The organism is Roseomonas aeriglobus (genome assembly GCA_016937575.1).
Lineage (GTDB): Bacteria > Pseudomonadota > Alphaproteobacteria > Sphingomonadales > Sphingomonadaceae > Sphingomonas > Sphingomonas aerigloba.
In genome coordinates this window covers 2,562,000-2,582,636 of record JAFHKN010000002.1, presented here as the reverse complement: position 1 = coordinate 2,582,636, position 20,637 = coordinate 2,562,000, and the positions used below count along the sequence as shown (strand labels likewise).

19 protein-coding genes are annotated in these 20,637 nt (G+C 64.2%); 12 read left to right on the top strand and 7 right to left on the bottom strand.

The annotated features are described in order from the left end of the window. The first annotated feature begins 10 nt into the window (after positions 1-10). The 7 genes from JW805_12775 (at position 11) to JW805_12745 (ending at position 8,141) form a co-directional block, all read left to right on the top strand. Entirely contained in the window at positions 11-1,240 is a 1,230-nt protein-coding gene (locus JW805_12775; GenBank protein ID MBN2972891.1) for a hypothetical protein, read from the top strand. Positions 1,241-1,242: 2 nt separating this feature from the next. Further along, positions 1,243-1,764, top strand: a complete 522-nt coding sequence (locus JW805_12770; protein MBN2972890.1) for a hypothetical protein — start codon at positions 1,243-1,245, stop codon at positions 1,762-1,764. 288 nt (positions 1,765-2,052) lie between these two features. Continuing rightward, on the top strand, positions 2,053-2,295 hold the full coding sequence (locus tag JW805_12765; GenBank protein MBN2972889.1) for a hypothetical protein: 243 nt from the start codon (positions 2,053-2,055) through the stop codon (positions 2,293-2,295). 487 nt (positions 2,296-2,782) lie between these two features. Continuing rightward, on the top strand, positions 2,783-5,599 hold the full coding sequence (locus tag JW805_12760; GenBank protein ID MBN2972888.1) for a MobA/MobL family protein: 2,817 nt from the start codon (positions 2,783-2,785) through the stop codon (positions 5,597-5,599). 326 nt (positions 5,600-5,925) lie between these two features. Further along, positions 5,926-6,714, top strand: coding sequence for a ribonuclease H-like domain-containing protein (locus tag JW805_12755; protein MBN2972887.1), 789 nt, complete (start codon positions 5,926-5,928; stop codon positions 6,712-6,714). 101 nt (positions 6,715-6,815) lie between these two features. After that, positions 6,816-7,427: a hypothetical protein gene (locus tag JW805_12750; GenBank protein MBN2972886.1), complete on the top strand. Its 612-nt coding sequence runs from the start codon at positions 6,816-6,818 to the stop codon at positions 7,425-7,427. A 93-nt stretch (positions 7,428-7,520) separates the two neighbouring features. Then, positions 7,521-8,141: a MobA/MobL family protein gene (locus tag JW805_12745; protein ID MBN2972885.1), complete on the top strand. Its 621-nt coding sequence runs from the start codon at positions 7,521-7,523 to the stop codon at positions 8,139-8,141. Between the two features lie 80 nt (positions 8,142-8,221). On the opposite strand, the gene JW805_12740 is transcribed toward JW805_12745, so the two are convergent. From JW805_12740 to JW805_12730, 3 genes are read right to left on the bottom strand one after another with little or no spacing between them, the layout of a single operon-like run. After that, positions 8,222-9,649 carry an efflux transporter outer membrane subunit gene (locus JW805_12740; GenBank protein ID MBN2972884.1) on the bottom strand — a complete coding sequence of 476 codons (1,428 nt, stop codon included), beginning with the start codon at positions 9,647-9,649 and terminating at the stop codon, positions 8,222-8,224. Continuing rightward, complete coding sequence (locus JW805_12735) at positions 9,649-11,175, bottom strand: multidrug efflux MFS transporter (protein MBN2972883.1); 1,527 nt, start codon at positions 11,173-11,175, stop codon at positions 9,649-9,651. Before JW805_12735 ends, JW805_12740 begins: the two co-directional genes overlap by 1 nt. Beyond that, positions 11,175-12,266: an HlyD family secretion protein gene (locus JW805_12730; GenBank protein MBN2972882.1), complete on the bottom strand. Its 1,092-nt coding sequence runs from the start codon at positions 12,264-12,266 to the stop codon at positions 11,175-11,177. Before JW805_12730 ends, JW805_12735 begins: the two co-directional genes overlap by 1 nt. Positions 12,267-12,488: 222 nt before the next feature. Here JW805_12730 and JW805_12725 point away from each other — a divergent pair, with 222 nt between their 5' ends. After that, positions 12,489-13,352, top strand: coding sequence for a MipA/OmpV family protein (locus JW805_12725; GenBank protein MBN2972881.1), 864 nt, complete (start codon positions 12,489-12,491; stop codon positions 13,350-13,352). Positions 13,353-13,384: 32 nt separating this feature from the next. On the opposite strand, the gene JW805_12720 is transcribed toward JW805_12725, so the two are convergent. Both JW805_12720 and JW805_12715 read right to left on the bottom strand, forming a co-directional pair. Beyond that, positions 13,385-13,795 (bottom strand): PaaI family thioesterase, encoded by a 411-nt coding sequence (locus JW805_12720; GenBank protein MBN2972880.1) that lies wholly within the window; start codon positions 13,793-13,795, stop codon positions 13,385-13,387. Then, a complete protein-coding gene (locus JW805_12715) occupies positions 13,792-14,241 on the bottom strand; it encodes a PaaI family thioesterase (protein ID MBN2972879.1) in 450 nt (149 codons plus the stop codon). The genes JW805_12720 and JW805_12715 overlap by 4 nt, the downstream gene beginning before the upstream one ends. Before the next feature lie 90 nt (positions 14,242-14,331). Between JW805_12715 and JW805_12710 the strand changes: the two genes are divergently transcribed. The 3 genes from JW805_12710 (at position 14,332) to JW805_12700 (ending at position 17,728) form a co-directional block, all read left to right on the top strand. Then, positions 14,332-15,291 (top strand): MCE family protein, encoded by a 960-nt coding sequence (locus JW805_12710; protein MBN2972878.1) that lies wholly within the window; start codon positions 14,332-14,334, stop codon positions 15,289-15,291. Between the two features lie 110 nt (positions 15,292-15,401). Continuing rightward, entirely contained in the window at positions 15,402-16,151 is a 750-nt protein-coding gene (locus tag JW805_12705; protein ID MBN2972877.1) for a TetR/AcrR family transcriptional regulator, read from the top strand. After that, the gene (locus JW805_12700) at positions 16,148-17,728 is read left to right on the top strand and encodes a hypothetical protein (GenBank protein MBN2972876.1); all 1,581 of its coding nucleotides are present in this window, start codon (positions 16,148-16,150) and stop codon (positions 17,726-17,728) included. Before JW805_12705 ends, JW805_12700 begins: the two co-directional genes overlap by 4 nt. Before the next feature lie 127 nt (positions 17,729-17,855). Here the strand turns inward: JW805_12700 and JW805_12695 are convergent, their stop codons facing one another. After that, positions 17,856-18,428: a DUF4142 domain-containing protein gene (locus JW805_12695; GenBank protein ID MBN2972875.1), complete on the bottom strand. Its 573-nt coding sequence runs from the start codon at positions 18,426-18,428 to the stop codon at positions 17,856-17,858. A gap of 176 nt (positions 18,429-18,604) precedes the next feature. On the opposite strand from JW805_12695, the gene JW805_12690 reads away from it, so the two are divergent. Further along, complete coding sequence (locus JW805_12690; protein MBN2972874.1) at positions 18,605-18,892, top strand: hypothetical protein; 288 nt, start codon at positions 18,605-18,607, stop codon at positions 18,890-18,892. A 353-nt stretch (positions 18,893-19,245) separates the two neighbouring features. Here the strand turns inward: JW805_12690 and JW805_12685 are convergent, their stop codons facing one another. Beyond that, complete coding sequence (locus JW805_12685; protein ID MBN2972873.1) at positions 19,246-20,457, bottom strand: IS256 family transposase; 1,212 nt, start codon at positions 20,455-20,457, stop codon at positions 19,246-19,248. Positions 20,458-20,637 lie beyond the last annotated feature (180 nt).

Below are 20,637 nucleotides of genomic sequence, written 5' to 3'. Positions count from 1 at the left end.
CGCGCCGACCATGGCCAGCCAACCGACCAAGGCCAGCATCGAGCGGCGCATGCGCGAGGCGCGCCGCCTCGGCCGCCGCGAGTTCCTCGTCCGTCACGCGAACGGCAGGGGCTCTGATAATTGGTATATCGATCACGACGGTGTCCAGTACGACATCAAGGCGCTGTGGGCCGCGGCGCACCGGCCGGCGATCGCGCCGACCAGCTTCCAGACCTATGACGCGGTGGCCGGCTTCAAGCGCCTCGGCTACCAGTCGGTGCGAGGCATCGCGATCCCTCATGGCTTGCCGGACGATACGCACCCGCTGCCGCCGATCGCGCCGCCGTCGGACGACGACCTGATCCGCGCGCTGCACGATCCGCTGCCCTCGACCAAACATTACAAACCGACCGGCTATTGGCTGTTCCTCGGCAATCCCAGACGGTGGGATGCCGAGCGGTGGCGCGCGACAGGCGAGGGCGAGCTGCTCTATCTCGTCTCGAAGGATGACCACCTGAAGATGCAGCCAGGCGATCTCGGCCTGATCCGCGTCAATCGCCGGCGCGGCGCGCCGGCCACTTTGATCGCCGCGGTCGAGGTGCTGGCCGCCCCCACCCTCCTCGCCGAGCCCGATACGCGCTTCTTCAAGAACCCCGCCGACGGCGCTCCGGCTCTCCGCGCCAGGCTTGCGGTGATTACCGAGCCCGACCGCTCGGTGAGCGCCGCAGCGTTTCCCGAGGAGCCCGCGTTCCAATATGTTCATGACGCGACGCAACGCACCACGATTCCGATCGAGCGCCACGTGTTTGTGTCGATCGCGACCGCGCTCGGACTGACCGGCCCGGACCTCGTCGCTCTGCGCGCCAGCCGCAACGCGGCAGGCGTGCGCGCACTCGAAACCGAGGCTGCTGACGCGACACCGACGCGAAAGGAGCGCGTCAGTACGGTGATCGAGCGCGGGCCGGTCGGCCAAGCGGTTAAGGCGGCGCATCGCGGGCGCTGCCAGATCTGCGTGGCGCTCGGCAACAAGGGCCGCGCCTTCACAAAGCTCGACGGGACCGTTTATGCCGAGGCGCACCACGTCATCCCGGTCTCGACGCTCCGGACCGGCGTGCTCAGCCATCTCAACATCATGGTGCTGTGCCCGAACCATCATCGCCAGGCGCATTACGGGCGCTTCGCGATCGCGCGCGACGAGGCCGACCATTGGATCGTCGTGCTGGACAGCACGCCGTTGCGCATCGCGAAAACGCGACTTTGAGCGTGCCCGTATCGCGCATCACCTTCGCCAACCGCGCTTACGGCCGGGCTTGGCTCAAGAACCTGAAGCGGCAGGCACCGCAGCATTTCGCCATCCTGCGCGCGCTAATCGACGAGATCGTCGACAAGCAAGGCGGCGACCTGGTCAAGGCCGATCTCTACGCCCGGCGCCCCGATATCGCCGAGCTGATCCGTGCGCTCGACTTCGATCCGGTGCCGAGCCGCGGGCAAATGCTCAAGCATAACGGCAACGGCATTCGCCATGCGAAGTTCGCGCCGTCGAAGAGCATCGCCTTGGTTTGGGAGAAGATAGGCGAGACGATCTACCTTACCTTCGACGACCATGCCCCGATCCGCTATCATCGCGCGATCGCGCATTTGCGCGACATCAAATTGGGCAAGCCGGTATTCGAACGCCGTCCGCGCAACACCGGCCGGTTCCTGCGGAACCTCAAACGATTCTGGCAAAGGCGGCACAACGACAAGCTGCGTGGATTCGACCCGCGCGACCATCACTACGAATAAGTCGGCGACGATGCGGCAATTATCTCGAGGCGACCGCCGCCGCACTTCGTAGCGGCAGCCGGCGATTGTCGTCGCGCAGGCGTAGCGGAGCGGTGCCGGCATGCGGTCGAGCAAAGCCACATCCCGCCGTTTGCCGAACTGGACCAGCGCCTTGCACAGCAAGAGCGCGGCCGCGTCGGTCGCTCGGCTGACCGCCCAGTCCGCCACGAGCGCGTCGCGGTCCCACGATTCCGCTTCGGCGAGGACGGCAAGTTCGCCACCGATGTCGCGCCAGCCAAGGTGGCGATTATGGCGCGTTCGCAGGTTCCGTCGGGCCTGGATGCGCTCCAGGGGGCAGGGACCGACCCGGCATGGAAAGGGAAGCCGGCTTTCTATCTCGTCGCGATCGAGGCTCACATGATCACGGTGCCGGCGCAACGGATGATGGCAAAGCGCGCTGGTGCCATCGTGCGCGACGCCGCAGGCAGTCATGCCATCTACGTGTCGAAGCCGGCACCGGTTGCGGATATCATCGAAGCCGCCGCCGCATAATCATTGAGCTAGCGCCGGCGCGGTAATCGCGCCGGCGTTTCCATACTGATGAATGTCCGCTTCTGCGGATGTGGTTTCAGTTAGCGAATGGTCGATATTGGGGCGCGTAGCTGCCGCGTCGGTCAGCCGTTACATCGTCCCGTGATTTCATATGCGGCATGCTGCCCGCATGATCATTCTAGGAAGCACATTTTCAACGCATGACCATCCTCGCCGGCGGTTTCCGACCGCGGATCAGTCGAGGACGTTGTCGGCATTGTGTGGTCGGGCTCCTGTTAGGCCGGCGACGGAAAAGGGACCCATCTCAACCGATCCGGTGAAGCAAGGATTTCATTTTTTGGGGCGGGGGGCGCATTAAATGAATTCGTCTTCGTCGAATTCAGGCGGCTTCGCCGGCCCTGTCCCACCCCCGCCGCCCATAGAGTTCTATCTCGTCCTGCCCGACGGCAGTTGCATCCCTGCAACCGCTAGAAACTGTCGGATCGTGATGAAACAGGCGCGCGATGAGGCGCGCAAACAGGCCAAGATCCGGCGCCACGAAAAAGCCGTCGAAGTGCAGATGGCGCTCGAGGATCGCGCCGCCGCACGCCGGCTGATGCGGGAGCTTGCCGAGGTCGAGCTCGACCGCATCCGCTATGCGGCGCGCATTAGGGTTCTCGTCCGGCCGGACAAGCCGGAAACGCGCACGTCGCCGGTCGAAAAGCGTCTGACGCTGACGCCGCTCACGAACCGAACGGTCACCAGGGTCCACGCCGCGTCGTCCTGGGTGATCGACGACCGGGGTATGCGCGGCGTGATCTGGCAGCAGAGCTATTTCGGCCGCAAGTCTCCGAACTTCTATCGCGGAGCCGCGCGCGACAATTGGGAATATGATGTCCGCGATGAGGCCGTGTTGCGCGACGCGGAGGGCGAGCCGGTCATCATCTCGAACATGGGCGACGACTGGATCGAGATCGGTGCGGCTTGGCAAGCGATGGAGGACGCCAGCGTCCGCAAGAACGCCAAGATCCAGATCCGCGCTATCGCGCCGTTCGACGCTGACATGAGCCAGGAAGAGATGATCCTCGCGCTCCGGCACTTTTGCGAGACGGTGCTGGAGCCGCTGGGCTTGCCCTATTCTGCTGTCATCCATCGTCCGTCCGACGGCGGCGACGAACGCAACTTCCACCCCCATCTCGCCTTCTCGCTGCGGCCGATGCGCCGTGTCGAGCCCTATTGCTGGGAGGTCGCCGACGAGGTGCGCGGTGAGCTTGATGGCAAGGACGGCGTGCAGATGCTCCGGCATCTGTGGGCGCACTCGATGTCAGAGGCTGCCGAATGGGCGCGAAGCAACCGCCGCTACACCGGATTGGGGTACGGCGCGCGCGGGCTCGACCTCGAAGCTGGCGAGCATCTGGGCGAGGGGCGTGCTGCGATGGTAAAGCGCGGCGATAACGTCTGGGCGCATGAGCGCAACCGCATCAAGAACGCGCGCAACGCCGCACGCCGCGCGATCCGCGATGCCGACCGGAAGATCGCTGCGCTTACCAAAGTGCGGGACGCTGCGGTCGCCAACATGGCGGCGCGAAGCGAGGGCGACGTGCGCACGCGCGTCGTGAGTTCTGCGCGGCCCGGCATCGGGCTGGCGCCGCTGAAGTGCTCCAGCCATAGGCAAGCCAGTGACGAAATGCTGGCAGTGTCGAGCATATCGCCGGAGAGGCCGCCGCTCGTCGCATCGACCGGGCGAGAAAAGGGGCCGCGCCACCGCGTTTCGCTTGTGGCGAGCCAGAAACCCCACGTTAGTCCGATGCCGATGAAGCCCGCGGTAGAAACGACGCGCTTCTCGCCGATGCCACTACGATCGAGCCGCCGACTTCGGAACGAGGCGGTTCAACCGCTCATCACATCGCGCCAACCTGAGCCGCCGGACCGCTTGGTTCTGTCGAAGCCCGTCACTATCCTGGCCAAGCTGAAAGTCGCAAAAACGATCGGGGAACGAGCACCGCCGCTGATCGCCTCGCGGGCCGATGCCGGCTTAGTGCCGACGCTTTCAGTGCGCGCGAAAGTCGCAGGGACGCTCAAACCGCCGCTTGTGCCCTCGTCACGGGCTTCACACACTGACCTCAAGGCCGCCGCCAAGATCGACGAACTGCTCCACGCGCTCGCCGCCGCGCGCGTCGAGCGTGACAAGAAGCGCGCCGCAGCGCGGAATCGTGCGAAGGAAGCCAGCCGCCCGACCGCGCTGCAGGATGAAGATGTCCAAACATCTCCAACGGAGCCAAAGCCTGTAAAGCTGGCGCAGTCGCAATCACCACCGTCGGTCAGGACAGTACCGATCGTCAGCCAGCAGGGACAGCGCTGCAGGCGACGTTGGGCGTCAGACGATCGGAATATCACACCGACGCGCACGGAGCTGGATACGCGCGAGTGGCTGGAAGCGCATCCCCGCATGCCGTTCGAGGCGAACGGCGCTCCTCTCCTCGATGCCGCCGACCGTCTTCAACTCGACGGAATCCGCAACCGCGACGTCTATGTCTCAGACTATGGCGGCGGGACCAGTCTGACCATCGATGGAGCCAAGGCACACGCGATGGGTGTATCCGACGAGTGGCTTGCTCGTCCCGAAATTCAACGGGCTCTTGGCGAAATTCGTGCCGATCAGCAGAAGGTGGTGACGGAAATGCTGGGCGAGGCCGATCGTCGGCCGCTCGACTTTTCCCGACATGGCATCCGCATCTGGCCGCGTGACCTCGACCCCAGTCACCTCAAGCGCCTCGACCGCTGGGCGGCGGACGAGGGATTCCAGCATGACATGTTCGGGACCGAGCAGCGCATCCGTGCCGCGCATTACGAGCGCGATCGGAAAGCCAGGGAGACCGTGGCAAGGAGAGTTACGCCGACCACACCCGTAACGGCGATCCCGGACGGGTTCGGCGGTTGGCTCAGCACGCCGTTGCCACCGTTCACCGGAGAGCGTCCGGCGGTTCGTGTCTCTGCCTTCGACCGTACGACCGGCAAGCCGACCGAACAGCTGCTGATGCTGCTCGACCTAGTGGCAAAGCACCCGCGGCGCGTTATCTTCGCCTCGGACGGGGGGCTTATGGCCGCCCAAGGCGCCCCGATGCTGATGCCGTCGCTGTTGCACGGCTGGCGGCATGATCAACGTATTTCCGATCTCGTCGTCGCCACCGTCCGCGCCAGCCGGGAGGCCGGGAGGCCGGCATGGCCGCCCGAGTTCGCGCCGGCGATGCGCGCCTACAATGCCCGCAGCGCGCAACACTCGGGTCGCGCACCGATCGATTGGAGCAGCGGCCCCAGCAGATAAGCCAGTGATAGAGGAAAAAGCATGAATCGCAGCGCCGGGACCCACCCCGCGAACCGACCCGTCTATGGCCGTCGAGGGAAAACCCACACTGCGGTGCGGGCGGGTGCCGAGGCGCGCGGCGCCCGGCAGCAGAAGCCAGATCAGCAGAATGAAGAAGTGATCGGGAAGGGAAAGGGGAAAATTGGCGGACGCCTGCCGGCGCCGCTGACCCTGGAACCTTTCCGATCCATGGGCGCGACGCTCGCGCACATGTCCTTCATCCAAGGATCCGCAGTATGCGATCGATATATCCCCAGCGTCCGAGTGACGATCATGCGACCGAACATGTGGTTTGTTTTGATATCGAAACGGTGGTTGACGAGGAGCTGGCCGACGGGAGCTTCCCGCCGTGGCCGCGTCACAAGCCGGTCGCGGCGTCGTTTCTCAGCGCGGACTGGCAGCCCGATCATCGATACAAGTTTCGGCTCGATACGCTGATCTGCCATCCAGGTGATGAGACCGTGTTTTACGCCAGCGTCGATCGACTGCTGCCCGAGCGCGTGACAAGCGTCTCGTTTAACGGCCGAGGATTTGATTTTCCCGTCCTGCAGATCCAGGCGATGGCCGCCGGACAGTTCGAGCTGGACGGTCTCAGCCATCACACGCACGCCCACCGCTACGGACCGCATCACTGTGATCTCGCAGACCAGTTTTCCTGTTACGGCGGGACGCGTCGGGTCGGCCTGGCCGAGATCTGCGCGGCGCTCGACATTCCGGTGAAGACCAGCACCCACGGATCGGAGGTCGGCGAGCTGTGGCGCGCCGGCGATACGGCGGCGATCACCCGATATGTCGAGGAGGACGTCATCGCGACCTACCTGGTCTGGCTGCACTGGGCGGCGTTCCGTGCCAATGAAGAACGCAGGATCGCCGAGCCGCTCGCCGACCTTGCCGCTTGGTTCGAGTCCGCGCCAGAACTCGCGCATCTGCGCGGCTTCGCGACCTGTCGCCCGGCGCTCTGGGCTCGGTCCCGGGTTTTACGCCACCGCGTTACTCGTGCGCTGACCGAGGCGGATCGGCGCGTGCGTCAGGCCGCCGACGAACGCGCTTTCGCCGGCGATCGACCGATCTTCTGACCGACCAACCCGGTCGCTGACCGGCTCTCCACCCAACCAACGCCCCCACGCCTCCGACCTTTGTCGGCGGTGCGATGGCGCACGTCTGAAGGAAAACCACCATGACCAATGACATCTGCCGTTTCGTCTCGCTGGCCATCACCACGGTAGAGACCCCAGCTGCAACCGAAGGCAGGACGCCTGCCATGACCCACGTCGTGGCGATCGGTATGCTGATCGCCGAGCGTGATTCCGAGGATCGCTGGCAGTTCTCGCTTCAGCGCCGTGCTATCGGCGCCGGTGAGGGCGAAGCGCTGCTGCTTACCTGGGCCGCCCGTGCGATGCCCGCCACGGGCATCGTGATCGGCTGGCAACTGGCCGACGCGATCGTCATGCCGCTGCTCGAAGCGGGCAGCGACGTCGAACCCGAAGTCGCGCGCAGCTTCCTCGATCGCCTGACCGCATTGGTCACGACACCGAGTGTCGATCTGGCCATCGCGCACGGTGGTGCGGCGGCGCCGGCGTTCGCGGCGGTCGCCGCCGGACGCGGCATCGACGTCACGCCACTTTCGTACGCCGAGATAGAAAGCGCTTGGGCGTTCATCGACGTTGATGCGCTGCGCGCCGACGTCGCTCAGCGCGCGATGGCGGCGTGGCGGCTTTGGCTGGCCGAATCAAACGGCGCGGGTGCCGCGGCGCTCAAGGCGTTCGAAACCTGGGTTTGCAGCACCTAACCCGGTCGCTCTTCGATCACATCACAAACCTCGCGGCATTCCGCCGCAGCGACGGCGGTCATCGCCGGCCGAACCACCGAGAGAGGAAATCTCATGACGACGCTCTACCACGATCGTCCCTTCAACATCCGCTATCCGGTGCGCGAACTCAGCGGACGCTATGCGCCCGAGCTGCTTCGAACGCATCGTACCGCGAAGGCAAGCTGGCTCTACATCAATCGGCAGCATGGCATCGATGATTACGGCCCGACGCCTGACTGGTCGCGCCGAGACGACCTCGTCGCGGTCGGGCGTTGCGGGCCGCAGCGCGCCAATATTCCGTCACTCGAGGGGATCAAACTGTGGATACAGGCAGACCGGCACGCCGTGATGTATCGCCCTGACGAGCCGGTTTGCGCGCACGCGGTGGGTTCGCTGCCGTTGCAAGAAGGCGCGGACGGCTGGCGCAACCTCGTAGAAGGCTTCTGCGAAGACCATCTTTCCAGCCAAGGCATGGTGGTTGATTGGGCCATCCATCATCGAACCGGAGACGAAAAAACGCCCGAGATTCTACCGCATGTTCATCTGCTGATAGCGATGAGGGTGTTTGACCCTGCGCACGCTGATCTTGGCCGCCTTCGGCAGACGTGGGTTCGCACTGAACGGGCCCGCAAAGCGCTGACTGAAAAATGGTGGGCACATAGCGGACTATTTCCACGTAGCTATAGTCTGTAACGGCTGGTCAGCCATCCCGCGTCGAAATAGGGACGAGCCGCTCTGGTCGCCCACAGCGGGTTCCGCTCTGTGGGTCCCGCCTATTTCGAGGCTGCCCAGCCGAGCCCGAGCGCCTTATGGAGGCCCACAAACGCACGAACGAACTGCCCCTGCGCTTCCACGGCGGAGATGTCCGCCGTCAGCGCCGCGCGTTCTGCGTCTATGGATGATGTCAGCGGTGCAGCTCCGCTCCCGAACCGCTGGGCCGCGAAGCGAGAAGACTGCCGGGCGCCCTCGGCGCTCCGGTAGCTCGACAGGAGGGTCGCGCGCAGATTGCCGAAACGCGACAGGCTCGTCTCGGCATCGGACAGGGCGGCAAGGACGGACTTGCGATACTGCGCCTCCGCCTCGTCCCGTCCGGCGCGGGACTGCTCCACCCGGGCGCGATTGCGGCCGAAGTCGAGAAAGCTCCAGTTGATCCGCGGCAACAACAAGCTCGACACATTGTCGGTATCCACGACGTCGCCGATATTCGGGCCGCCAAGGCCGATGATTCCCATGATGCTGACCGAGGGGAACTGGCGCGCGACGTCGACGCCGATCTGCGCGGTGGCAGCGGCCAGTTGCCGTTCGGCGGCCCGGACGTCGGGCCGGCGCCGCAGCATCGCCTCAGGATCGCCGATCGCGACGCTCGCCGGGACGGAGGGGATGGCCCCGGAGGAGGAGAGGGTGGCATCATGGGCACCGGGCTCGTCGCCCGTGAGCAGCGCAAGCTGGTCGAGCGTCACCGCGATCTGGCCTTCGAGCGGCAACAGGCCGCCTTGCGTCCGGTTGAGTTCGGTGCGCAGGCGGAGGACGTCGTCGCGCGACGACGCGCCGCGCCGCTCGCGCTGCTCGAGAAGCGCAAGCGACTGCGCCAGCAGCGCGGCGGATCGGCGCGCCAGCACCAGCCGCTGCTGGAGTTCCCGCAACGTCACGTAATTATCGGCGATCTCGGCGGAGAGGCGGACCTGCGCGTCCGCCACGTTGGCACGGGCCGCGTCCGCCTGCGCGGAGGCGGCTTCCGCGGCGCGGCGGCGCCCGCCGAACAGGTCGATCTCCCAGGAGGCGTCGAGGCCCACGTTATAGAACTCGGCCTTGATCCGGTCGTCCTGCTCTCCCTGCGACGGGAGGGCGAGGGATCCGGCGGGGAGGTCCGCAATGATGGCGGTCCCGGTCGCGGATACCGAGGGCAACCTGTTGGCCCGTTGCTCACGCGCCGCGGCGCGGGCCTTGCGCACTCTCGCCTCTGCGATCGCGACATCGGGACTGGCGGCGAGCCCGCGCTCGACGAGCGCGTTGAGGCGCGGGTCGGCCATCGCCTCCCACCACCGCGCCAGCGGGGGCTCAGCAACCGTCTGGGCAGGGTCGGCGCGGCGGAACGTCGCACCCGCTCTTTCGGCACTCGCGACGGGGCGTGGCCCCGCATAGTCGGGTCCGACCGTGCAGCCGGCAAGCAGGAGCGGTACGGGGATCAGGAAGCGGATCATCAATGCATGGCCATCTGGGTGCCGGAGGGGATGGGGCGAAGGAACAGCGCCAGCGGGGTCGTGACGGCGATCGCAATCGCGAGGACGACGTAGAGATCGTTATAGGCCATCACGGTCGCCTGCTGGAGCATCTGGCCCGCCAGCTGGCGATACGCCCCGGCCTCGCCGGCCGCCCCCGCCATCGCGCGACCGAACCATTCCTGCGTCGCCGCCGCGTTCGCCGACGCTGATTCGGCGATCCGATTGAAATGCAGGAAGGTTTGACGATCCTGAAGGGTTGCCATCATCGCGAGACCGATGGACCCGCCCAGGTTGCGGCCCGCATTGAAGAGGGCGGACGCATCGCCCGCGTCCTCGGGCGCGACGGCGCTGATCGCCGCCTGGTTGAGGAACATCATCGCGAAGATCTGGCCGAAACCCCTGACCAGTTGCGATCCGACGAGGTCGCCGCCGGCGGTGTCCGCCGTCATGCTCCAATCCATCGCGCAACTGACCCCGATGGCCACCATGCCGATGATGACGGCCACGCGGACATCGAGATATTTGAAGGCGAGCGGGAGAAACGGCATCATCAGCAGCGCCGGGACACCGGACACGAACACGACCTGCCCCGACTGCAGCGCGCTGTAGCCGGCCATTACCGCCAGAAACTGAGGAATCAGGAAGGTCACCCCGTATAGAACGACGCCGATCACGAGGCTCAGCACGAACACGCTGCCGAAGGTGCGGCTGAAGATCAATGACAGTTTCAGGACCGGCTGCGGCGACCTCACCTGGCCGATGGCGATGAGTGTGAACCCAAAGACCGTGGCGAGGGCGAGCTTGATAATCATCGCCGATTCAAACCACATCTCCCGCTGCCCCTCCTCCAGCATGACGGTGAGCGAGCCGAGCCCGATCGCCAGCCCAGCTATGCCCAGCCAATCGGCGTTCCGCAGTTGATTGAGACGCAGCCGCTCGTGGTCGAGGCCGACGAGCAGTAGAACCGCCAGGCCAGCGCACACGGGAACGTTCAGGAAGAACGCATAGTGCCAGCTGTAGTTGTCGGTCAGCCAGCCGCCGATGATCGGGCCCAGCACGGGTCCAAGAATGGCCGTCCCGCCGAAGGCCGCGGTCCCGATCGGCTGTTGTGAGGGCGGCAGCCGCGTGGCGATGATCGTCATGGCGGTCGGAATGAGCGCGCCGCCGGTGAATCCCTGACCGACGCGACCGGCGATCATCATGGGCAGCGTCGTCGAGAGGCCGCAGATCACCGAGAAGCCGGTGAACGAAACGGCGGCGGCGAGCAGGAAATTTCGGAGCCCCAACAGGCGCACCAGAAAGGGGCTGAGCGGAATCATGACGATCTCGGCGACCAGGTATGACGTCGCCACCCAGGTCCCCTCCGTCCCGCTGGCGCCGATCTCACCCTGGATCGTCGGGAGCGCCGCGTTGACGATCGAGATGTCGAGCAGCGCCATGAAGGACCCGATCGTGCCCGCGGCGACCGCAAGCCAGTCCCGTGCGCTCGCGCGTTGACGGGTCATCACCGCTGGGCCTGCGCCTCCCCGCGCCGCAGCCGCTCGCTCTCCTCCTCAATCCGCTTGCGGCTGCCCTTCGCACCGATGGTGTCGATCGTGACCTCTACCGAGAGACCAGGCCGCAGCACCTTGCGCGCCTCGGGTCCTGCCTCGATGCTGATTCTCACCGGCACACGCTGGACGATTTTCGTGAAGTTGCCGGTCGCGTTCTCGGGAGGCAGCACCGAGAATTGCGCGCCGGTGCCGGGCGCGAAGCTCTCGATCCGGCCGCGCAGCTCGGCTCCGTCCAGCGCATCGACCTTGATGGTCGCCGGCTGGCCGACGCGCATGAGGGCGACCTGGGTCTCCTTGAAGTTCGCCTCGATATAGAGCTGGTCCGCCGGCACAATCGACATGAGCCGGGTCGCGGGCTGGACAAACTGACCCACCCGCACCGCCTTGTCGGCAACCACGCCGTCAATGCTGCTGCGAAGCTCGACAGCGCCAAGGTCGGTTGAAGCGCGGTCGAGTTGCGCTTGCGCGGTTTCCCGTTGAGCCAGAGCCTGACCGATGCGGGCATTCTGCGTGTCCAGCCCGCGCCTTGCCGCCAGATAGGTGGCCCGTTGGGCGCGCAGGTTCGCGACCGCGCGATCGCGCTCGAGCACCAGGGCCGCCAGCCGCTCGCGCGATTCCGCCCCGGACCGAGCGAGCGGCTCGTAGCGCCGGACCTCCGCGGCTGCGGCCTCGGCGGCGACTTCGGCGGCGGAAACTTGCGCCGCCGACTGCGCGATGGCCGCGCGCTGCTCGTCGAGCGTGCTGCGTGCCGTCCGAATGCCGGCGACGGCCGAAGCGACCTGCGCCTGCGCCTGTGCAACGCCTGCGCGATAGTCCCGCGGATCCAGCACGGCCAGAAGCTGCCCGCGTTTCACGGGCTGGTTGTCACGCACGAGAACCCGCTCGACATACCCGCCCAGTTTGGGAGAAACCGTCACGAAGTCGGCGCGCACATACGCATTGTTCGTCGATTGGCGATATTGACCGCGCTCACGGTAATTCAGGTACCAAGCGGCGCCTGCGACAATGCCGGCCACGAGCGCTACGATCAGGACGTAACGGATGACCGGATATCGCTTGAGAAGACCGGGTTTGCTCGCCCGATCTCCGTCATCGCTCTTTGGCCGATCGCCGCGCCCGGCTTCTTTATCGTCATGCCCACGTGCGTCTGCTTCCAAATCCCTGCGATCTGCCACTCTTCGCCCTTGCGATATGTAAACCGTTCCGTATCATAGGATGTAGTCGGGCTGATTTCCAGCCACGAACTTGGTTTGGAAAGTAGGCGAGTGGTTGGCGAAAAAGGCACGGTAATTCGGCTGATCGGCCTGGCCGCGCTAGGCGGGTGCGCTCTCTCGGCATCGAATGCCCATGCACAGGCCGACGAGCGTGTCGAAGACGATCGCTCCCGCATCACGATCGGTGTCGGTGCCGCAACCTTGCCGGACTACGAGGGTTCCGACCAGAACAGCGTAACTCCCGGAGCCGTGATCGTCGGCAAGATCGCCGGGCACGACGTATTCACACGCGGGACCCAGCTCTACGTCAACCTCGTGCCTAGCGGGGATGGACCGCGGACGAATTTCGAGCTCGGTCTGATCGGCGCGGCGCGGCTCGACCGCACCAACAAAGTCGATAACCTGCAGGTCCGTGCGCTCGGGAAGATCGACACTGCATGGGAAGCCGGTGGCTACATCGGTGTGAGCCGTACCGGAGTCGGTACGAGCGATTACGATACGCTGACGGTGCGGGTCGCTTACGTTCACGACGTCTCCGACGTCCACGACAGCTACGTCATCACCCCCCAGGTCAACTATACGACGCCGCTCTCGCCCCGAACGCTCGTCTCGATCGGAGCGTCGGCTGACTATGTCGGAAAAGGCTATGGGCGCACCTATTTCGGCGTGACGCCCGCGGGCGCGCTCGCGAGCGGGCTGCGGGCGTATTCGATCAACGACTCAGGCTGGAAGCGCTACAATCTGACGGCGTTCGCGGTTCAGAGCCTGAGCGGGGATCTCCGTCGTGGGCTCGGCATAGGAGCCGGCATACTCTACGGCCGGATGCTCGGTAGGTATAAGCGCAGCCCGATCGTCATGGTCGTCGGCGACGCCGATCAGTTCTCGGCCGCAGCCGGGCTGACGTACACCTTCTAGACCGTACACGCGGGCATCGAGACGAGCCCGCTTCAGGCGAATTCACAGAGAAACTCGCACTGTGCCGCACATACGACCGTGTCAGGGCTATCCTGCCATGCCTCGATCTGCGCCACCGCCACTCGCCTGCCGATCCGCCGCACCTGTGGACGCGCGATCACCGGTGCCAGCCGCATCGACGCCAGGAACTGCACATTCATGCTGATGAGGCGCGGAATACTGTCATGGTCCAACTGGCGCGCCAGAACGACGCCGCAGGCGAGCTCAAGAAACGCTGTGACTGCGCCGCCGTGAAGTGCCCGCACCACCGGGTTGCCGATGAGGTCGGACGTAGGCGACAGCGTCCAGAGCGTGCCCTCTTCGGTTACGTCGATCATTTTGCCGAGTTTCGAGCTGAAGCCCGACGTGGCCACAATCACGGCTGTCCGCATATCGGCGCTCACGCCGCAACCCCTCGATTGATCGAGAAAACGCCCTGAGCCGCGGCGAACACCTCGGCCGGATCGGTGTCCCAAACCTCCGCACGCACGAATGTCATGATCTCGGACACTCGATAACAGTGTGCCCACGCCGTCACTGGCGAGCGGGCCGTTGGTAGACGAATATGATCGATCTTGAGGTTGAGAGTGGATATCGACACCCGCTCCAGCCGGGACATCACGGCGGCGCCGCATGCGTGATCTATGAGGCTGGCGATCGCTCCGCTCGCAATCCCGCCGTTGGACCCGCTCAGATCGGGACGCCAAGGCAGTCGCAGAGAACACAGGCCATCGCCCACCGAAAGGAGACGGAAACCCAGCTCTGCGCTCCACGGAATGATGATGCCCGTGGCATTGGCGTCCTCCGGCACGGTGATCTCACCTCCAGCATTCACAAATGAGCGTTCCAACCAGTCCCCGTCCAGTCAAGAGCGTAAAAAAGAAAACGGAACCGTTAGGTTTACATATCCATGTGCCGCACTTAGTGGTTGGTCAAGGCTATGGAGACTCGCTCGAACCGCCTGCTGGTGTTCTCGGTGATCGGTGCCATTGCCGTCGCTCTGTTCGCGTTTGCGTTCTGGCTTCTCGCGGCCAGGAATCCTGATGGTCGAGAGTATCTGATCCGCTTCAAGAACAGCGTGACAGGCGTCAATAACGGGTCGCCCGTCACCTATGCTGGCGTTTCCGCGGGTCTGGTAACAGCCGTACGATTCGACGGCCAAGACCCTTCGACCGTGCTTGTTACCGTCCGTCTCAACCCTGAGATACCGATCGTAGAAGGCGTCAAGGCGCAGATTTCAAGATCCTTCATTGGCGGGGACGCAACCATCATCCTGGACGGCGGACAGAAGGGGGCGTCGGCGATTGCGGCAACCAATGGCGAGTCCCTTCCGGTCATTCCTGAAAAGAAGGGCGGGCTTCTCGGTTCAGGCGGTGACCCGGTCACGCTGATCGAAAAGATCAGCCGCTCGGTCGATAACATTTCGACCGATCTTGATGAGAAGGGGCAGCAGCGGACCCGCGAGCGACTGGCCGAACTGAGCGCTAAGACGGCGGTTTGGCCTACCAAGGCGGCTCGACTGGCTGACGGGATAGCCGGGGCGGGAGACGGAATGCTCGGGGTAGGCAACTCGATCGCGGGTGTCGGCGAGCGCGCCACCCGCATCCGCGCCAAGCTGGAAGCGCATCGCGATGCCGGCCTTGGAATCGATGACAAGCTGCGCAGCGCTCAGCGCGCGGCGGAAGAGTTTCGTGGCGATGTGGAGGCGCTGCGCCCGGCCGTTCGCGCCCTCGAAGGCCGAAGCCGTGAGGTCACAGAGTCCGTTCGCTCGGCGCGATCCACGACACAGCGCCTCGGCGACCAGGTCGAGCGCGTTGATCGCGAAGGACTCCAGCTGTTCGGGGCGCCAAAGTTGCCCGATTACAATTCAGCAAAACAGCCGCCACCACCATCGCGCTAGCGCCAGCGCTTCGTGGTACGAGGGACGTTCATCCTCGGGACCGCCCCCGATTGTATTCAGGGATCTCCCCATATTGAACAAGGCGGTGGCCGTGAGCGCGTGAGCAGGACATGGTGGCGCATCTTGGCAACCGGTCGCCGATTTCAGCGACTATCAGGCATGGCGGAGGCGAGATTGAAATGAAGGGGCGATCGGGGAGCGGCAAGCGGGGCGGTCGGACTGGCAGGCCAACGGCAGAGGCAGCGATCCGCCTCACCTCCCATATTCTGCAAAGCGCTCGTGAAATGTTCTTCGAACATGGCTTTGACGGCGCGAGCGCTGATATGATCGCCGAGCGTGCAAAGATCTCGAAGCGGACTCTTTACGCCAGGTTCGGCAGCAAAGCGCGTGTGTTCGAAGCTGTGATCCTCGACGAGATTGACACGCAACTTCGGGCGCTGGAGCCGGCCGTCGATGCGGATCTTGCTGTCGTGGACAGGCTGCAGTCGATAGCCGACGTGCTTCTCGAGTGGCTGCTTACGCCGCGCATCGCTTCAATGGAACGTGTCGTAATCGCGCAGGCCGTGCGCTTTCCTGCACTTGCCGCGAATATTCACGAGTTCGGCTTCCAGCGCGCCGCTCAGTGGGTGGCGAGCATTCTCGGGGCTGCTGCCGCCAAGGGTGAACTCGATCTACCGGACCCCGTTTTCGCCGCTGAACAGTTCGTGATCCTCGTGATCGTCGCACCTATGCGCCGCGCGGCACTCGGCCTCGCCCCCCCGGCCTATGATGAAAACGCCCGCGCCCGAGTGAGACGGGGCATCGAGCTTTTTATTACTGGCTGTCTACCTCCCAAGCTCAGTATCGAGAATGTGCAATGACCAAGGTTGCAGAAGATATTCCGTTGAGCGAGCGGGAAAGATTTGGAGAGCTTGCACGAATCTTCGCACGTCACGGACTCGGTGGCCTCGCCTCACGCGTCGGGTTGGCGAGCGGTCCGCTGACATGGTCCGTCGAGCCGGACACACCAACTCGGGTAGTCGCGCTTCTTCGCGATCTAGGCCCTGTCGCAATAAAGTTGGGCCAGCTTCTCGCCACACGTGGCGATCTTCTGGGACCGGACTGGGTGAGTGCGCTATCGACATTACAGGATCAAGTTCCCTCGGTATCATTCCACGAGATCGAACCCGAACTCGTCTCATCTCTCGGTGCGCCCATTGCTGATGTCTTCGCACGCTTCGATCGGATACCAATTGCCGCGGCGTCGATTGCCCAGGTGCACGGTGCAGCCCTTCCCGATGGAACCGAAGTTATCGTCAAGGTGCGCCGCCCGGGAATAGCGACCCGCGTCGACGCTGACCTGAGATTGCTACGACGACTCGCGCGTCTGGCCGAACGGCGCGTGCCGGAACTGCGGCGGCTTAAAATTGACGAACTGCTGCGCTTCTTCGCCGAGAGCCTGTCTCAAGAAATGGATCTGAGCGCCGAAGCGGCAGCATGTGAGGGGATTGGGTCATTTCTTGACACGCTAGGCGTGAGGACACCGAAGTTCTTTTGGGACTATGTCGGCCGCCGCGTCAACGTCCAGGAGCGGCTTGAAGGAGTCTCGGTGCGCGGCGTCCTTATTGCAGTAAACGAGGTAACAGACGCGGCCGCAATTGCAGGCACCTACGCGGACGCCATATTGCGCATGATCATCTTTCACGGCCGATTTCACGCAGATCCTCATCCCGGGAACGTATTCGTTCTTCCAAGCCGAAAGATCGCCTTCATCGACTTCGGCGCCACCGGAACGCTGACTCCAAACCGTCGCTCGGAGCTGGTCACCCTGGTCCTAGCCATCGCGGGAGAAAATCCGCGCGCGGTCGCGGATGTGCTGATAAACTGGTCAGGCGACCGGACCGTTGAGGTGGATGGGTTGCAACGGGATCTTGAGTCTCTGATCGGTCAGTTTCGTGGCGCTGTCCTGAAACAGGTTGATCTGTCCGAGATATTCTCGCGCGTGTTCACGTTACTGCGCCAATACCGTCTGGCATTGCCGCCCGACCTTGCCTTGCTCCTGCGCACATTACTGACCGCCGAGGGATTGGTACGGACTCTCGACCCAGAGTTCGATATCGCGGCTAGGGCGATGCCGATCGCCCGCGAGCTTGCGCGCGAGCGAATTAGTCCTGCCGAACTGAGAAAAGGTGGGCGCCGCCTGGCCGCAGGAATCGGCCGCTTGGCCGCAGCCTCTCCCGACTTAATTGGACTGGTGGAGAAAGTAGCAAAGTCAGGTACAATCCCGGTTCATGTGTCATCACCATCACCGAACAAGGAGGGGCCGTCGCCCCAAAGAGATGTACTCGCTGCCAGTCTGATCGTAGGGGGAGCGGTTCTCTTTAGTCAACAAATATACGTATCGCTAGCTTTTTGGGGAATTGCTGTGGTCATATTTGCGCTTACTAGAAATCGATAGATTTTACGCCTCGGTTATATCCGCTACTTGATAGTCTGGTTGTATCCTCATCAACTTATGCCATGATAAAAAAGTTTAAAACGCTGGGCCAGGCCGCCGGGAGCTATTCGGCCCGGCCCAGCTTGGTTCACCTTCCCGCAAGCCCGGAGGGCGTGAGTGACTTGCCGGTGGTGAGTTCGTTTTCCAGCACGGGAACAGCCGTGCCGGCGATCTGTTGCAGCGCTGGATCGGTGCCGTCTTGGGCGTATCCTTTGTGGATTGCCCACGCCGCTTGTTGCACCTGCGCCGACTGGGTGAGATAGAGGTTGTCGAAAGCGCTCTTGGGTGCCTTTTGCAGCAACTTGAGAAGAGCAGCGCGGTCGGCCGACAACGCTGACGAAGGTGCCCTGATCGTGCGCTGATCGTTTTTGAGCGCTGCCATCAGTGCCTTCTGGCTGCTTTGTGCCTCGGCGAGGACGCGCTTGGCGTAGGATTTGACATCGTCCCGGTGCGCGCGCGTTGCGGCAAGCTGGGCAGCCTTTATCTGATAGACGTTCGCGTCCGACGCGGCGAGAACGTAGTTTGGGCCGCTTTGGCTGGCAATCGGCTCTACCCCGACATCCGCGCTGGTCATCGTTCCTGACGTGGATGGGGCAACTGCTTGGGCGAAAGCCGGAACCGACACCAAAGAAAGCAGCGTGGCGGAGATCACGATCTTCATCATTTTCCTTTCTGTTGACTTATTTTGAGAATTTGAATTCAAGGCCGCAAACGAAAAGGAAACCGGGTGGTTCCTTTTGTGGATCGGCTTGGCGATATGACGCGGTTTAGACCATACAGACAGAAACTCGGGCCATCGGACGCGGGCGCTTTCGCCAAGATCCGGGCTGGGCGAATATGCCCCTCGCGGCCTATCTGTTTCCGCTGTTGGGCTTCTTCCTGGCGCCGATCTATCCCACGATCTGCTCGATCGCCCTCAGCGCGCTGCCGCGGCATCGCCATCCGCCGATGGTCGGGCTGATCGTGATCTTCTCTGCGTTGGGTGGGACGATCGGGTCCTTCGCGACCGCGATGCTGTTCGAGCATCTGCCGGGAGCGCAGGCATTCTACTTCGTGCTGGTGCCGATGGCGCTGATCGCACTTCTCCTGCCGTCGATCCGCAAGCGTCAGGTGCGGAGAGCATGAGCCGGCCATCGACACCGGCGCAGCTGTTCGGGGCGTTGTTCGCTGCAGTCCAGGAACGCGGGCTGTTCGCCGATTCCAAGATCTTCGCCGATGCCGTGCCGCGCATTCCGCCACATGCGATCGTCTAGGCATGGCGAGCTGCAAATCCGGCGGACGACGCGGAACTGCGGGACTTCGTCGCGACGCACTTCGATATCCCGGTTTACAATGAAGACGCGCAGCCGGACGCCCAGCCGCTGGCGCAACACATCGCCGCATTGTGGCCGATGCTGACACGAACCACCGCCGGCGCACCCGGGAGGTCATGTCCGTCAACGTGGTGTAATTACGGGTGTGGCACCGGGCCGCATCGGTTAGGCGGCCTTGGGTGTAATCTGTAGCTGGGCGACCTCCTCGATCTGTGGTGTGGCGAGGGCGGCCATGCCCTCGATCTGCATGTAGCGGTTTTGGAGCTGGTATTCGTCGTTCTGCTCGAGGAGCACGGCGCCGATGAGGCGGGTGATGCTGTCCTCGTTGGGGAAGATGCCCACCACGTCGGCGCGTCGCTTCACCTCCTTGTTGAGGCGTTCGAGCGGGTTGGTGCTGTGCAGCTTGGCGCGATGCTGCTCGGGGAAGGTCATGTAGGCGACCACGTCGTGCTCGGCGGCGTCCATGCAGGCGCCGAGCTTGGGCCAGCGAGCGCGCAGCTGGTCGGCGACGTGACGCCAGGTCTGGGTGGCGGCGGCATGGTCGGGCTGGAGGAAGACCTGGCGGATCGCGGCGGCGACCATGGTGTTCTGGCCCTTGGGCACGTGCGCCAGCGCATTGCGCATGAAGTGGACGCGGCAGCGCTGCCAGGTGGCGCCGACGACGCGGGTGATGGCGGCTTTGAGCCCTTCGTGGGCGTCGCTGATGACCAGCTTCACGCCCTTCAGCCCGCGCTTCACCAGGTCGCGCAGGAAGGTGGACCAGAAGGGCTCGGCCTCGCTGGGACCGATGTGCAGCCCGACGATCTCGCGCTTGCCCTCGGTGGTGACGGCGACGGCGATTATGGCGGCGACGCTGACGATGCGGCCGCCTTCCCGGACCTTGAGGTAGGTGGCGTCGAGCCAGAGATACGGCCACTCGCCGGCGAGCGGGCGCTTCAGGAACGCGTTCACCCGCTCGTCGATGTCCTTGCACAGCTTCGAGACGCTCGACTTGGAGATGCCCGTCATCCCCATCGCCTGGACCAACTCGTCGACGCGGCGCGTGCTGACGCCGGCGACCCACGCCTCCTGGATGACGCTGACCAGCGCCTTCTCGACCGTCTTCCTGGGCTCCAGGAAGCCCGGGAAGTAGGCGCCGGTCCGCAGCTTGGGGATCTTCAGGTTGAGCGTGCCCAACCGCGTATCCAGGCTGCGGTCGCGATAGCCGTTGCGCCAGGTGCTGCGCTCGCCGGACCGCTCGTGACGACCGGCGCCGATGAGGCCGTCGACATCGGCCTCTATGATGATCTGCAGCACGCTCTCGGCAACGCTGCGCAGGAAATCGCCGTCTCCGGTCTTCGCCATCAGCTCGGCAAGCGGTAGTCTGTCGTCGGTCATCGGGAACAACTCCTCGGGTGGGTGGGGCTTCGACACTTCCACCATAACCGATGAACCCGGTGGCCACCGAGACGCCGCCGCCGGGGGTGGGGCTAGCCCCACCCCCGGCAACACCGTCATCTACACCAGGAAATTACACCACGACCGCGGACGCTAGCCGATCTTGTCGGTCGGAAGGTG

Coding starts and splice junctions, on each gene's coding strand:
- JW805_12695 (MBN2972875.1), bottom strand. CDS start 18,428: ATGAAGATCGTGATCTCCGCCACGCTGCTTTCTTTGGTGTCGGTTCCG.
- JW805_12690 (MBN2972874.1), top strand. CDS start 18,605: ATGCCCCTCGCGGCCTATCTGTTTCCGCTGTTGGGCTTCTTCCTGGCG.
- JW805_12710 (MBN2972878.1), top strand. CDS start 14,332: ATGGAGACTCGCTCGAACCGCCTGCTGGTGTTCTCGGTGATCGGTGCC.
- JW805_12700 (MBN2972876.1), top strand. CDS start 16,148: ATGACCAAGGTTGCAGAAGATATTCCGTTGAGCGAGCGGGAAAGATTT.
- JW805_12685 (MBN2972873.1), bottom strand. CDS start 20,457: ATGACCGACGACAGACTACCGCTTGCCGAGCTGATGGCGAAGACCGGA.
- JW805_12735 (MBN2972883.1), bottom strand. CDS start 11,175: ATGACCCGTCAACGCGCGAGCGCACGGGACTGGCTTGCGGTCGCCGCG.
- JW805_12765 (MBN2972889.1), top strand. CDS start 2,053: ATGGCGCGTTCGCAGGTTCCGTCGGGCCTGGATGCGCTCCAGGGGGCA.
- JW805_12750 (MBN2972886.1), top strand. CDS start 6,816: ATGACCAATGACATCTGCCGTTTCGTCTCGCTGGCCATCACCACGGTA.
- JW805_12740 (MBN2972884.1), bottom strand. CDS start 9,649: ATGATCCGCTTCCTGATCCCCGTACCGCTCCTGCTTGCCGGCTGCACG.
- JW805_12705 (MBN2972877.1), top strand. CDS start 15,402: ATGGTGGCGCATCTTGGCAACCGGTCGCCGATTTCAGCGACTATCAGG.
- JW805_12745 (MBN2972885.1), top strand. CDS start 7,521: ATGACGACGCTCTACCACGATCGTCCCTTCAACATCCGCTATCCGGTG.
- JW805_12775 (MBN2972891.1), top strand. CDS start 11: ATGGCCAGCCAACCGACCAAGGCCAGCATCGAGCGGCGCATGCGCGAG.
- JW805_12760 (MBN2972888.1), top strand. CDS start 2,783: ATGAAACAGGCGCGCGATGAGGCGCGCAAACAGGCCAAGATCCGGCGC.